General features: G+C 64.0%; 11 protein-coding genes. All 11 read left to right on the forward strand.

The features are described 5' to 3' along the window. Nucleotides 1-37 precede the first annotated feature (37 nt). The 11 genes from VIQ49_RS20380 to VIQ49_RS20425 all read left to right on the forward strand — a co-directional run bounded on the left by VIQ49_RS20380 (nt 38) and on the right by VIQ49_RS20425 (nt 12,005). Nucleotides 38-490: a DNA N-6-adenine-methyltransferase gene (locus tag VIQ49_RS20380; protein ID WP_331888024.1), complete on the forward strand. Its 453-nt coding sequence runs from the start codon at nt 38-40 to the stop codon at nt 488-490. Nucleotides 491-899: 409 nt separating this feature from the next. Further along, nucleotides 900-1,838, forward strand: coding sequence for an HNH endonuclease (locus tag VIQ49_RS28860; RefSeq protein ID WP_349257398.1), 939 nt, complete (start codon nt 900-902; stop codon nt 1,836-1,838). Continuing rightward, nucleotides 1,808-2,320, forward strand: coding sequence for a hypothetical protein (locus tag VIQ49_RS20385; protein WP_331888026.1), 513 nt, complete (start codon nt 1,808-1,810; stop codon nt 2,318-2,320). The genes VIQ49_RS28860 and VIQ49_RS20385 overlap by 31 nt, the downstream gene beginning before the upstream one ends. Next, complete coding sequence (locus VIQ49_RS20390) at nt 2,320-3,024, forward strand: hypothetical protein (protein WP_331888028.1); 705 nt, start codon at nt 2,320-2,322, stop codon at nt 3,022-3,024. The genes VIQ49_RS20385 and VIQ49_RS20390 overlap by 1 nt, the downstream gene beginning before the upstream one ends. A gap of 8 nt (nt 3,025-3,032) precedes the next feature. After that, complete coding sequence (locus VIQ49_RS20395; RefSeq protein WP_331888030.1) at nt 3,033-3,602, forward strand: exonuclease domain-containing protein; 570 nt, start codon at nt 3,033-3,035, stop codon at nt 3,600-3,602. After that, on the forward strand, nt 3,595-4,482 hold the full coding sequence (locus VIQ49_RS20400) for a hypothetical protein (protein WP_331888032.1): 888 nt from the start codon (nt 3,595-3,597) through the stop codon (nt 4,480-4,482). Before VIQ49_RS20395 ends, VIQ49_RS20400 begins: the two co-directional genes overlap by 8 nt. 13 nt (nt 4,483-4,495) lie before the next feature. Next, nucleotides 4,496-5,698, forward strand: a complete 1,203-nt coding sequence (locus VIQ49_RS20405; RefSeq protein WP_331888034.1) for an RtcB family protein — start codon at nt 4,496-4,498, stop codon at nt 5,696-5,698. A gap of 1,652 nt (nt 5,699-7,350) precedes the next feature. Next, nucleotides 7,351-7,698: a hypothetical protein gene (locus tag VIQ49_RS20410; protein WP_331888036.1), complete on the forward strand. Its 348-nt coding sequence runs from the start codon at nt 7,351-7,353 to the stop codon at nt 7,696-7,698. Further along, nucleotides 7,695-9,263, forward strand: a complete 1,569-nt coding sequence (locus VIQ49_RS20415) for a hypothetical protein (RefSeq protein ID WP_331888038.1) — start codon at nt 7,695-7,697, stop codon at nt 9,261-9,263. The genes VIQ49_RS20410 and VIQ49_RS20415 overlap by 4 nt, the downstream gene beginning before the upstream one ends. Nucleotides 9,264-9,285: 22 nt before the next feature. Continuing rightward, nucleotides 9,286-10,641, forward strand: coding sequence for a phage portal protein family protein (locus tag VIQ49_RS20420; protein ID WP_331888040.1), 1,356 nt, complete (start codon nt 9,286-9,288; stop codon nt 10,639-10,641). Beyond that, a complete protein-coding gene (locus VIQ49_RS20425; protein WP_331888042.1) occupies nt 10,635-12,005 on the forward strand; it encodes a phage protease in 1,371 nt (456 codons plus the stop codon). Before VIQ49_RS20420 ends, VIQ49_RS20425 begins: the two co-directional genes overlap by 7 nt. Nucleotide 12,006 lies beyond the last annotated feature (1 nt).

Here is a 12,006-nt window from a genome sequence, read left to right on the forward strand (position 1 = left end):
ACAGAATCATCCACAGCAGACCCTGCCGTCCGGGCCCGTGGACGATGTTGACGATCGTGCTACCACCCCGTTGCACTTCGCGATGTTCGTCGAGAGGTTTGGCCAGTTCACCGTCGACGTCGCGGCCGCTGCGCATAACACAAAGTGCGAAAAGTACTACGACCGGGAAACAGACGGACTCCGGCAGTCGTGGGCTGACGAGCTGGTGTGGTGCAACCCGCCGTTCAGCGCAATCGAGCCATGGGTTCTCAAGGCGTGGGCGGAGTACGAACGCGCACGCGGAATCGTAATGCTGCTGCCTGCCAATCGGACCGAGCAGAAGTGGTGGCAAAAACACGTCGAACCTCACCGCGATCGACCCGGGTCCGGTCTGCGCGTCGAGTTCCTCCCCGGCCGCATGCGCTTCATCAGGGCCGGACATCTCGACGTCAAACCGAACGAACGCCCCCCCTTCGGTTGCTGCTTGCTGATTTGGAGTCCCACGCCGTGAGGCTGCATCCGCCGGCGCGCGCACCGCCCACCGTTCACACGACCTCACCCCCGTTTGCGTTTGATGTTGTCTGCTCCGAAAGGGAGTTCCGTTGCCGTTCTTCCAGGGTGATGACCAGTTCGCGCAGAACCGTAAGACGCGTCAGCTGGTTGCTCCGGTGTTGGACGGGTACCTCGATGGCCCGGCGGCGATCGGGATGTGGTTTCTGGCCGGCACCGATAGTCAGAACGCTGGCTCGGACGGCGTCGTGGCTCGCACTGATTTGGTGCGGCTGATGTTGAACCTGTCGGTCGTTGATCACCTCGCTGCTCTGTTGGTAGATGCCGGTCTCTGGCATCGGCCCGGGCACGACTGTGAACGATGCCCGCCCGTGGTCGAGGGCACGTTCCTGTTCCACGACTGGTTCGACATGAAGTACACGAAGGCCGCCCAGGTTCGCGTGAACCGCAGCAAGCGGCAGGAACTGAAAGACCCCGAGTTGATCGCACAGGTGTGGGCGCGTGATTGCGTCGACCCAGCGAATCCGAACACCGGGGCCTGCAGGTACTGCCGAGTTGTTGTGAAACGCAAAGACAACCGGTCTGAGATCGACAAGCGCCCACACCTCGATCACGTCGACCCACGCAAAGCGATTGGCATCCGCAACGTGGTCCTGGCTTGTGGGAAGTGCAATCAGAAAAAGGGCAACCGGACGCCGCAGGAGGCGGGCATGACGTTACTGCCACAGCCGCGTCCGGAGCCCTCGAATGTTGATGAGCAGCACGTTGCTGGACCGGTGCCCGGTACAGGTCACGTTGCGCGGCAGTCTGAGTCAGGTAGCTCCCGACCGACCTTGCCCGCCGAACCTGTATCTGAGGCGCCTGCGTCCCCCGTCAGCTCGGAGCAGCATTCACCGATCCGAAGGGTTGATCAGACAACCGATCACCCACCGGATCGAACTGATATCACGCCGGTATCACCCCGATATCAGGCTGATTCTGCTGTCCCGGGCGGACGCGGGCCTGGACAGGGTCAGGGGCAGGGTGTGGGTAGGGGTCCGGGGAAGGGTGACCGCTCCGGGTCGCCGCCGCCCGCTGCCCCCCTCGAGTCGCCTGCACAAGCCCGCCGCCGTCGGCGCCGCGCTCGTCTGGCCCAGAAGACGCAAGCAGAGCAACAACATCAGCAATCCTCCGAACCTCTCGATGCGGGTGCACCACCCCCCGGTGTCCAGGCCCCCGCCGGCGGATTCGGATCTCCCTGGCACGGATGGCGCGGACCACCGTCAACAGTGACCGAGACCGACTGCCCCGCACATGGACTCCCTCAACCCTGCTGGAAATGCAACCACGCAGCACCGAACGAAAGTTGACGGTCGTGAGCTATCACCTGGCATATCAACTCGAAACACCCACCGGCATCTACCGCGCCGGCCTCGAGGTGTGGATCGTCAAACGATCCGGCAACCAGTTCACGATCAACCTCGCGCCGAAACCCCGTCGGCCGATCCTGGCAACTGTTGAGCGCGAAATGCTCGGCTTGCGTAGTCGAGATAGCCGACCGAAGGGTGCAGCACCTCTGGCACCGTGCGGCACACCCGCGGCGTACCGGCGGCATCGGGCTCGGCTCGAAGACCCATGCGACCAGTGCGAGACCATGTGGCGGCGATACCAAACTGCCTACAGACTGCGCACCGGCCACACCGTGACAGTGAAGGTCGATGTCGACGTGCTCGCCGAGCTGTACCTCGCGGCCGACGGATCGGCTCAGGAGATGGTCGAGGGAGCTCTCAGCGACGAGATCATGGGCGCCGTCGTCGCCCGCTACGACGACCCCGATAGGGCGGCCAACTGATGGGGCGCACGGTGTTCACCATCTCCAAGGCTGAGCGCAAACGTCTGGCGGACAAGCTGATCAAGGAGCTACCGGGTCTGGCTGAGGATCTCGCGATTACTGAGGTTCGGCTCGATCGGACGACGCGCAACGATCGCATCCGCCGGCAGTCCAACGACTCCGGCCGCGAACCGTACGATCACCAGGCGGCCAAGGCTGCGAAGGCGTTGAACGACGAACTGCAGAAGTGGGTCGAGTTCACGATGCGGTGCGGTACGGTCCTCAATCCGCCGGCGAACAACTCGATTCCCGCCCTCGGACGGTGGCTCGCCCGCAATGTCACGTACCTCGCACTGACACCGGGTTCGGAACCAGCGCCCGCCCGGATCCACGGCGCGATCAAGTGGGCTTGGCGCGCTGTCGATCTCCCCGAAGAGGACGAGATCTCGGTCAACCCGGCCCGCGTCACCGACGCACACAAAGAGGTGGTCTCGGCATCCCAGGCCGCAACACTGGCCCGGCACCTCGGTGGGACCGCGATCGGACTGAACAAGAACCGCGTCCACACCCTCGCCAAGAACCACGCTGTGGAGCCCGTCGACACGAAAGACGGAACCCACTTCTTCGTGTTCGGCGACCTGCTCGTGGCTCACGCCACCTACACCCGACGCCAGCCACCAAAGACGAAAACCAAACGCAAACGCAAACCGTCGAAAGCGAAGTGAGACAGCTGATGCCAACGATCTGCGATCTAGTGTTCCTGGACACCGAAACGACGGGCCTGTCCATCACCGGTGACGACATCTGGGAGTTCGCCGCCATCCGCCGGCACCCTGACGGCACGGAGACCGAGCTGCACCTGTTCATCGAGCACAACGTGAACAAGATGCGAAAGCAACCCGAGTCGTTTCGCGACGACCACGCTGCCCGCTACGACTACCGAACCGCAGTACCGCGAGGCGACGCCGCGGCCACCATCGCCGAGTTCCTCCAGGACAAGCCCCTCATCGTCGGCGCGGTCCCCAACTTCGACACCGAGCGCCTCGCCTATCTGCTCGGGGAGTTCGGATGGGCGCCGCCCTGGAACTACCACCTCCTCGACGTGGAGACCCTCGCGGTCGGTTGGATTACCGCGGCCCGCCGCGCAGGGTACGACTTCCCGCCCCTGACGTTGCCGTGGCGCTCCGACGAGCTCGCGGCTGCCTGCGGTGTCGAGCCGCCCGCCACCGGCGAGCGGCACACAGCAAAGGGCGACGCCCGCTGGGTTAAGCGGTGGTACGACGTGGTGATGTTCAATGCCTGATCGCGACATCGTCGACGACATCGATCGCCTCGTCGACGAGCAGTTGACCAACCCGAGCAGCTTCACTCGGAGCCGCCCGACCCGGTGTCCGCACTGCGGCAGGGACTTTCACGGCCTCGCGATAACCCAGCGCATGGAGGAGATGCGCCAGGAGCACATGCAACGGCTGTACGAACACCAGGTGCGTATCCTGCAAGGCGACGAGGTCGGGGATCTGCACTATGCGGAGTCAGAGTTCGATCCGGACTACCGCTATGACGAGGACGACTCGGAGGTCCTCTGCCCCGGGTCCATGGCCGAGCACGCCCTCGCCAGCACCTCCGACAGCAACTTGGCCTGGCCCAACTCTGCCTGGCCCGGACCCGTGGCTCTCGCCGAATGGCAGCGACATCTGCTCGAGCAGATGCTCCTCGGCTTCGACTACAGCGTGATCGATAGGTGGATCGGAACTCATGCCGGCCAGGGCGCAGTCACCTACAACCAGGAACCCGACGCGAACCCGCCCCGTCACTCCTTGCCCGACGGTCCACCATATCTGGCGGTCCCGCACCCCCAGACGGGCCAGCGCGTAGGCGTCGAGATCGATGGCCAGATCTACGTCGGCAGGGCCACAGTAGACGACCACGGGAACGGCGCGTACTCAGTGTCGATAGACGACATCGAGCCGCCGATTCAACCGGGGCCATCCATGCCGAGGCGAGGCCTGTTCCAACAGCCCTCGTCACCATGGATCGGCACGACCAGTCAGCCACCGACCCCACCGCCGTCCGAGTCCCGGTTCGACGACCGCGGCCGACCCCGGCCACCCCGCCCCGCCCACACGCCACCGATGTGGGCGAACAACCCCACCCGTGAACGCCGCCGCCGGCGGAACAACTGAGAGGACTGCAGCCATGCCGTACAGGATCGACGATTTCAAGCTGATCAACTTCGCCAGCCAGATTGACGACAATACGATCGAGCAGGCGAAGGAGACGTCGCTGATGTCGTTCGTGCATCCGCACGTGGCTCTGATGCCTGATGCCCACTCGGGTAAGGGCAGTGCCGTCGGCACCGTGATCCCCACTGTGGACGCGGTGATCCCAGCAGCGGTGGGTGTGGACATCGGTTGCGGGATGATCGCGGTGAGAACGGCTTTCGACTTCACCGACATCGCTGCCCTTGACCTGGTTGCCTTGCGCGAGTCGATCCAGTCTTCGATCCCTCTGTCTCCCGGCAACTACAACAAGAGCCTCGATCGGTTTGAGTTCACCCCACGCCGAGTCGCATTCCTCGAGTCAGCGGCCGAACGGCGTGGGGTCGACCTGAAGCACTCGCCGAAGTGGCGCGAGCAGCTCGGTTCGCTCGGGGGCGGTAACCACTTCATCGAACTGTGCCTCGACCAGTCGGACAAGGTGTGGCTGTTCCTGCACTCAGGTTCTCGTGGTGTCGGGAACAAGATCGCCCAGAAACACATCCGCATCGCGCAGAAGTTGTGCAAGCAATGGCACATCCAACTCCCGAACCCTGACCTTGCGTACCTGCCGTCAGGGACCCCTGAACTGCGGAGCTATCTGAACGAGCTGGACTGGGCCCAGATGTTCGCCTTCGAGAACCGCGCCGAGATGATGGACCGGTTCACCCAGGCATTCACCCACTGGGTCGACCCGGCACTGGAGCCCTGGGCGAAGTCGTCCAAGGTGGAGCTCGACCGCATCAACTGCCACCACAACTACACCGTGCGAGAGCAGCACGGCGGCAAGGATGTGTGGCTGACTCGCAAGGGCGCCATCGATGCACACGAGGGTGTACGCGGTGTGATCCCCGGATCTATGGGCACCCGCTCATATGTGGTGCGGGGCAAGGGCAACCCGGGCGGCCTGTGCTCAGCACCGCACGGCGCCGGCCGCAGGTACTCGCGCACCAAGGCCAAGGAGCTGTACAACCTCGACGACCTCGCTGTTGCGATGAAGGGCATCGAGTACCGGCACGGGGAGCAGTGGATCGACGAGATCCCCCAGGCGTACAAGGACATCGATCAGGTGATGGAAGACGCCAAGGACCTGGTCGAGATCGAGTACGTGCTGCGACAGATCCTCAACGTGAAAGGAACATAGCCATGAGGATTACGATCCAACACCCTTGCACCAATCCGCACTGCACCCTATACCGGCCGCCGCGGAACCGCATCACACGATGGTGGTACGACCGCCACCGAGTCGTCTACTGCGAAGTCTGCACGCAGCTACCGATGACTGAGTACGAAAGCGGAGGCTTCATCCCTGGCCCAGCGAGAGCCTTGCTCGAGGTCACGGAGTGCGTGATCGCGTTCAGATCCATCCAGGAAGGCAGCATGGCGTGTTGCCGTACCGATGAGCAGCACGTGCGGTTGGTTCACTCAGCAGATGGTGACACGCCGACTGAGCTGTAGGTACTTGACTCCTTAGCAACAGTAACGATGGTAGGCTAGCGCCATCGGCGTGACCGGTCTGGACAGGACTGATCCGCCGCTTGTCGTATCTCGTGTCAACTCATCGATCGTCGGCGGCTGCTGCTCTCGATTGGTTGGTGTAAGTGCAAGGCTTCGGCCCACGTCCACGGCGTGCCCTTGATCCCTCCCCGTTCTGTCTCAGGGTGAGGTTGCTACTGCGCGAGATCGTACGTAAGGAGTCCCGATGCCAAGGCCAGCGAAGTCCACAACGGCCAAGGGATTGGGCTGGCCACACCAGCAACAAGTGAAAGCCTTGCGAGACAAGCACGTTGACGGCTCACCTTGTTGGTGGTGTGGTCGTGCCATGTTCCTCGACGCGGCCCGCAACTGGGATAGCCAGAGCCTCGCCGGTGACCACAGCGTGCCCCGCGCCGCAGGTGGGCGCAGGACAGACCGCCTTCTGCATGGCTATTGCAACAGTGCTCGAGGTGACGGAAGCCGCGACGATACGAGACCAACGATCACGGGCACCGAGGTCCGTATCGAAGCGCTGGACAGAAGGCGTATGCCATGGCCCATCTGGTGACCGACATCAAGGCACGCGAGTGCACTGAATGCGGCAAGGCGATACGCACATACACCGAGCAACCCATGTGCCATCCGTGTCGTGCTGTTAGACGTGAGGCGGAACGCAAGGACACCGAGCGCAGGCGTCGAGTACTCGATAGACAGCAGACGAATCTGGACGCCGACCTCGCTGCCCATCGCATGAGCGAGACCGAACACAAGCGCAGATCCGCAGTGCTGGCAGGTCGTCGAGGACCGAAGCGTGATCGCAGACCGAACCGAGACAACCGCACAACCACCGAGCAGGGCTACGGCTATGCTCACCAGCTCGCTCGTGGACAGTTGCTCAGAGACCTCGTGCCAGGCACGCAGTGCCCTCTGTGCGGCGACCCGATGTATCCCGACCAACTGCTCGACTGCGACCACTCCAATCCCGCAGCGAGGGCCGAGGGCGCCCCCGGTGACCGCCTGGCCCACCAGCACTGCAACCGCCGCGATGGCGCAACACGGTCGTTGAGACGACAAGGCAAGCACCTACGCCAACCGCAGCGGTGCGAAGTGTGTGGCGTCGAGTTTCAGCCGCATCCCAACCAGAAAACGTGTAGTCGCAAGTGCGGCTGGACAATTCGGCGTCGAACGGCACCGGCGACCCCCACCCCCTGAAATATCGAGGGGTGGGGGTCGCCCTGCCCCTCCAGGTAGTCAGGAATTTTTTTTTCGACCCGGACGAAATTTCAATCCGGCGAAAATCGGCTCGGGGGTGGGTAATTCGTGCATTTTGGTGAACTTACCCCCGATGAACAGGCGCTTCGCGACGCGATTTGCTCCGAATCCGACCCGGAGTCGATCCAGGCGCTCGCGTTGGAAGCCGTTCGAGCGTTTCGCCGACTCAATGGACTTGATTCGGTGCTCTCGGGCGACGCAGAGACCTGGTTTCACATCGTCAAGCGCGAAAGCGGCGACGTTTTCCTCAATGTGAGCTCGGCGATGGGTGAATCGGCTCGCCAGGCCACCGTGTTGCGGCATTTGCTCGCCGAGATCCGCCGCTGGCGCGACGGGGATGTGACTCGCGGGCCGGCAGACGGCGATGACACCGCCGGTTTGGGCGACGACGAGTGAGAGAATCCGCGATCGCGCCGTCGCTGGAGGACTTTCCGAAGCTCACCGGCCGCCAGCTCCCCCACAACCTGTCCGAGTTCGACGGATCAGACATACGTGGCCACAAGGCCGCGATCCTTGCGAATCGGGTGGGAATCCGGCTGTTCCCGTGGCAGTACGACAGTTTGTGCGCGATTCTGCGGATCGACGACTCCAATCGTTGGACGCACCCTGAGTGCTGCCTGATTGTCCCCCGACAGAACGGCAAGTCCGAGATCCTGTTGCTGCGCTGCCTGTATGGGCTGTTTGTGCGCGGCGAGAACATCGTGTTCACCACTCAGCGGTGGACGACAGCGAAATCGCTCGCTAAACGGTTCAACGCGATGATCAACGCCCGCCCATCGCTCAAGGCGAAGCTCGCTAAGAAGCCAACGGTCTCGAACGGTCTCGCTGAAACCCAGTTGGTCGGTGCGAGTCCCGGCGTCGAGGGCCCGAAGATCCAGTTCGCCACCCGTTCGAACGATGCCGGCCGCGGCTTCACGGTCATCGACCTCCTGATCTACGACGAGGCCTATCACGTCACTGGCGGTATGGAAGATGCCCTGGACTGGGCGCAGATGGCCGCGAACAATCCGCAGACGATCTACACCAGCTCGGCAGTCAATGCGCAACTCCACCCGAACGGGCAGACGCTGGCGCGTATGCGCCGTCGGGGCCTGGCTAAGGGTGAGGGTTTCTACTTCGCGGAGTTCATGGCGCCCGAAGATCTGCCGTGGGATGCGCTCGAGACCGCCCGCCTGGCCAACCCGAGCTACGGCATCATCCAGACCGACGAGAAGATTCTGGCCCTGCTCCGCAAGGCGCGCGGAGTCCCGGAGAAACAGAAGTCCTACGGCGTCGAGGGGCTCGGGTGGGGCGACTGGCCGGCCGACGACAACGACGCCGTGACGGTGTTCGACAAAGACGAGCTGATCATCGACCCCGCCCCCGACCTCACCGGATCGGTCGCCATCTCGGTGGATCGGTCGTACGGCGATCGGCACTGGGTGATCGGCGCGGCGCAGTGGACCAAAGAAGGCCTGATCCACGGCGAGATTGGGTTCAACGGTGTCGCGACGAACGGGACCATGGTGGCCAAGCTCGTGCAGATTGTGCACGCCTGGGACCCGGTGGTCATCATGATCGACCGTCGCTCGCCGGCCAAAGTCCTGGTGCCACTGCTCATCGCCGAAGGCATCGTGCCCGAGGAGACCAATACCTCCGATATGGCGGTGGCCTGCCAAGGCATCGAAGACGACATCACCGACGAACAGATGTCGTTCACCGACTGGGGCGGGCTGATCGAGGCAATCACCGGCGCCACGAAACGAGTTCTTCCGCAGGGTGATTTCGCGTGGGCGAGGCCTGAGGGAACCAACATCGCCCCCCTGGTGACCGTCACTCTCGCCCGCCTGGGCTTACAGCAGTTCGGAATCGAGCCAGCCGCAGGCGATGTCGGGCTGGCCGAGATCGGACGTCCCACTGAGATCGATGACGACCTGTGGGACCTCACCGACGACTTCGACGCGATGGAATCCGCGTTCTGATAATGAAAGCGAGGTGTTGACGATGGCCAAATCCCCGGCCCCGGTCTCTGAGATCGGTTACGTCAAGCAGAACGACCTCGCGTGGGACCACTGGGACACCGACGAACGCGTCGCGGCCTTGCAGTGGCCGCAGTCGATCCAGACGTACGGGCGGATGTCGGTCGAGGACGGCCGCGTGGCGAGCCTGTTGGCGGCGATCAAGCTCCCGTTGCAGCGCACCAAGTACCGCATCGAACCGAACGGTGCACGCGACGAGGTCACTGAGCACGTAGCGAAGGATCTCGGCCTGCCGATCGACGGCGCAGACGAAGCGCTGCCGAAGGCGCGCACCAAGGGCCGGTTCTCGTGGGCCGAACACGTCGAGCAGTCACTGTCGCGCCTCGAGTACGGACACGCGGTGTTCGAACAGGTGTACTTCCCGCCAGATGCCAACGGGCGCGTGCACCTTCGCAAGCTCGCCCCGCGGCCACAGGACACAATCGCACAGTTCATCACCGCTCGCGACGGTGGACTGGTCAAAGTCATCCAGCACGTACCGGCCGGAACCTACACGGTCAACGACGTCGTCCAGGGCGGCGTCCCTATCCCGGTGTCGCGGCTAGTTGTGTACGTGCACAAGAAGGTCCCCGGTAAGTGGATGGGCCGCTCTCTGCTTCGGCCGGCCTACAAGCACGTGTTGCTCAAGGACGAGCTGCTGCGCATCGAGGCAGTGCTCGCACGACGCAACGGCGTGGGCATCCCGCACGTCAAAGCCGGTGCCAACGATGACGCTGCGATCAAACGTGCGGTCGAGATCGCGTCGAACTTCCGTGCGGCCGAGCGCGGCGGTATTGGTACCGGCCCGGACTGGGACGTCAACCTCATTGGCGTGAACGGCGCGCTGCCGAACCTGCGTCCGATGATCGAGGGTCACGACAAGGCGATCTCGATCGCCGGTCTCGCGCACTTCCTGAATCTGGACGGCAAGGGCGGTAGCTACGCCCTGGCCAGCGTCCAGTCCGACACCTTCGTGCAGTCCGAGCAGACCGAAGCCGACTACCAGTGCCTCATCGGCACGGCCCACATCGTCGAGGACATCGTCGACCTGAACTGGGGCGAAGACGAACCCGCCCCGCGCATCGTGTGCGACGAGATCGGCACCCGCCAGGACGCCACGGCCGCCGGCCTGAAGATGCTCGTCGACGCCAAGCTCCTGTCCCCCGACGTCCTCGTCGAACGCCGCGTGCGCCAGCAGATGGGCCTGCCGACTCAGATCGAACCGGTCGAGGACGACGACGGGGTCGACGACGAGCCCGAACCTACCGAGGTCGTGTCGCCGGTGGCAGCCTCGCGAGGCCGTGGGCGCAAGCGCGCCGAACAACAGGACACGCTGTGGTAGAGCAACTCGCCACCCCGGCGATGGCCACCATCAAGGGCGTGGAGCTCGCGACGGTCGGGTTCTGGGACATTAGCAACGCCACCGATTGGCACCCCAGCGCCGAGAACCTCGCGGCGGCCGTGGCCGCGCAGCAGTGCCCCGCGGTCCGCCGGCCGTGTCTGAAGCTCGGGCACACCGGTACCCCCGGTGAGGGTGACCCGTCGATCGGACTGGTCGACAACATGCGTCTCTCCGATGACGGGCAGACGTTGATCGGTGACTTTGTCGGTGTGCCAGCGTGGTTCGCCGAGCCGGACGAGGAAGGACGCTCGGTGATCGCCGCTGCGTACCCCGACCGATCCGGCGAGTTCTATAGCTCCGGTGCGGGTTTCACCTGCCAACTCGGGCACGATCACCCGTTCGTCGTCGCGGCCGTGGCGCTTCTCGGTGTCGTGACACCAGGAATCGGGACCCTCGAATCGCTCTACGACCTCTACACGAATCCACCCTTGAAGGAGGAACCCGCCATGGCATCTACTGCAATGGCTTCGACCACAATCGACCAGGTCCGCAAGGCCTACTACAACGGACCCGGTACCGACTGGCACCTCTGGATCCGCGAGATGTACGTCGACCCACCGGAGTTGATCGTGCAGAACGATGCCGACGACACGATCGAGCGCATCCCGTACGAGGTCGCCGGCGAAGGCGAGGTCACCTTCGGCGACCCGCAGGCCGTGAAAGTCGAATACGTCAACGCCCGGGCGAAGGCCGAAAAGCCCGCTCTGGCATGCGCATCGCGCGCTGAGGCCCGCCCCGCGGCCTCGGTCACCAGCTCCTCCACCACCGAGGTAGAGGTAACAGAAAAGAAGGAGGGCACCGTGCCCACTCTGAACGAAAGCCTCGTCCAGCGCCTCGGTATCACCGCCGACGCCGACGACGACGAGATTCTCAAGGCGATCGACGAACTGGTGTCGAACTCCGACACCAACCCCGACGCCCCCGCTGCGGTCGACGTCGAGGATCTGACCGTCGACCAGCTCGCCGCCGCCGCCCGCAAGCACGGCCTGACGGTGTCCGATGCCGCTGCCGACCAGCAGCTGCGCGCCGACGCTGCCGCCGGCCGTGAGGCTCGCGCACAGCAGGTCCGGGAGCACCGAGAGCGTGTGGTCGGTGCGTCGATCAACGCGGGCAAGATCCCGCCGGCCCGCAAGGAGCACTACTTGGGCTTGATGGAGAAGGACCCCGAGGGCACCGAAACGTTCCTCAACGACCTTCCCGCGCAGGCCTCCGTTCCGATGACCGAACTCGGCCACTCCGGCGATCCGATCGACGAGTCCGACGACATCACCACCAACCCGAAGTTCAAGAGCTGGGAGTTCTGAT

Origin of the sequence: Williamsia sp., assembly GCF_036566845.1 — a bacterium.
Taxonomy (GTDB): Bacteria; Actinomycetota; Actinomycetes; order Mycobacteriales; family Mycobacteriaceae; genus Williamsia.

Coding starts and splice junctions, on each gene's coding strand:
- VIQ49_RS28860 (WP_349257398.1), top strand. CDS start 900: ATGAAGTACACGAAGGCCGCCCAGGTTCGCGTGAACCGCAGCAAGCGG.
- VIQ49_RS20385 (WP_331888026.1), top strand. CDS start 1,808: ATGCAACCACGCAGCACCGAACGAAAGTTGACGGTCGTGAGCTATCAC.
- VIQ49_RS20390 (WP_331888028.1), top strand. CDS start 2,320: ATGGGGCGCACGGTGTTCACCATCTCCAAGGCTGAGCGCAAACGTCTG.
- VIQ49_RS20395 (WP_331888030.1), top strand. CDS start 3,033: ATGCCAACGATCTGCGATCTAGTGTTCCTGGACACCGAAACGACGGGC.
- VIQ49_RS20400 (WP_331888032.1), top strand. CDS start 3,595: ATGCCTGATCGCGACATCGTCGACGACATCGATCGCCTCGTCGACGAG.
- VIQ49_RS20405 (WP_331888034.1), top strand. CDS start 4,496: ATGCCGTACAGGATCGACGATTTCAAGCTGATCAACTTCGCCAGCCAG.
- VIQ49_RS20420 (WP_331888040.1), top strand. CDS start 9,286: ATGGCCAAATCCCCGGCCCCGGTCTCTGAGATCGGTTACGTCAAGCAG.